The organism is Massilia sp. DJPM01 (assembly GCF_030348125.1).
Taxonomy (GTDB): Bacteria; Pseudomonadota; Gammaproteobacteria; order Burkholderiales; family Burkholderiaceae_D; genus Telluria_A; species Telluria_A frigida.
Genome location: NZ_JAQOZV010000192.1, coordinates 1 through 922, shown reverse-complemented (window position 1 = coordinate 922; position 922 = coordinate 1). Strand labels below are relative to the sequence as shown.

The window sequence follows — 922 nt, the reverse complement described above, 5'->3', positions numbered from 1 at the left end:
TGGTGGGATTAATACCTATGGCTATGTGGGGGGAAATCCAGTCAATTATTCGGATTCCACTGGACTCATAATCGAATACGCAAATCATAATGTTTTTGGGGGAAATTACCACTCGAAAATTATTATTACCCCAATAGATCAGGGGCGGTATGCAAATGACCCACGATTTAAGAACGTAAACGAATATGGAGATCACTATGCTACGGTCGGTGCCGGACCGGATCGAGGCATTTTGGTGGGCGGTGTAAATCGCGACAAAGATGTATCTAAAAAAGGCGTCAATAGAACCACTCTGGAAGTGCCGTGCGAATATGGCAGCGAGAATGATTTGATTGATACATTGTTCAAGTTGGGCGACAACTATAACAAGAACACGCTCCCTTACACGTTATTTCCGTCATCGGGGGAGTACAACTCTAATAGTTATATTTCGGGAATTGGTCAGGCTGCTAACATTGTGATGCCCGCCCCTGGCAACACTGGCGCTCGGACCCCTGGGTATCAATTCCCCGTCCCGCGCGCGAATTTTGGGAGGTAATTCAATGAAATTTATGCGATCTATTATTTTCGGCTTAGTGACAACACTACTTTTTGCGCTCACCGGATGTATTGATGAAAACGAAATTAGGGACCGGCTGTTAAAAGAGACACCGATCGGCACCAAATTTGAGGTCGTGTTGAGTTATTGCGCTGAGAAAAAATTGAAGTGCGAAAACTCGAAGAAAGCTGGATATTTGAATCAACGAACAGGCCAAACGGTTGGCGTCGCAAGCATCTGGGCATCGCTAGCAGACCATCGCACCGGCCTTTTTTCGACGGAGTCTGGGACCATCAACTGGGGGTTCGATAAAGACGGGAATCTTATAGATGTTTGGGTCTGGAAAGTGACTGACTCGCTTTGATCTAACCGTGCAGGATCCAG

2 protein-coding genes are annotated in these 922 nt (G+C 46.3%); both read left to right on the top strand.

Features of this window, described 5'->3' with window-relative positions; all coding sequences use genetic code 11:
- Positions 1–538: hypothetical protein (locus PO883_RS34600; protein WP_289313822.1), on the top strand; the 538-nt coding region annotated here is incomplete at its 5' end.
- A 4-nt stretch (positions 539–542) separates the two neighbouring features.
- Positions 543–902, top strand: a complete 360-nt coding sequence (locus PO883_RS34595; RefSeq protein WP_146046778.1) for a hypothetical protein — start codon at positions 543–545, stop codon at positions 900–902.
- Positions 903–922: the final 20 nt, after the last annotated feature.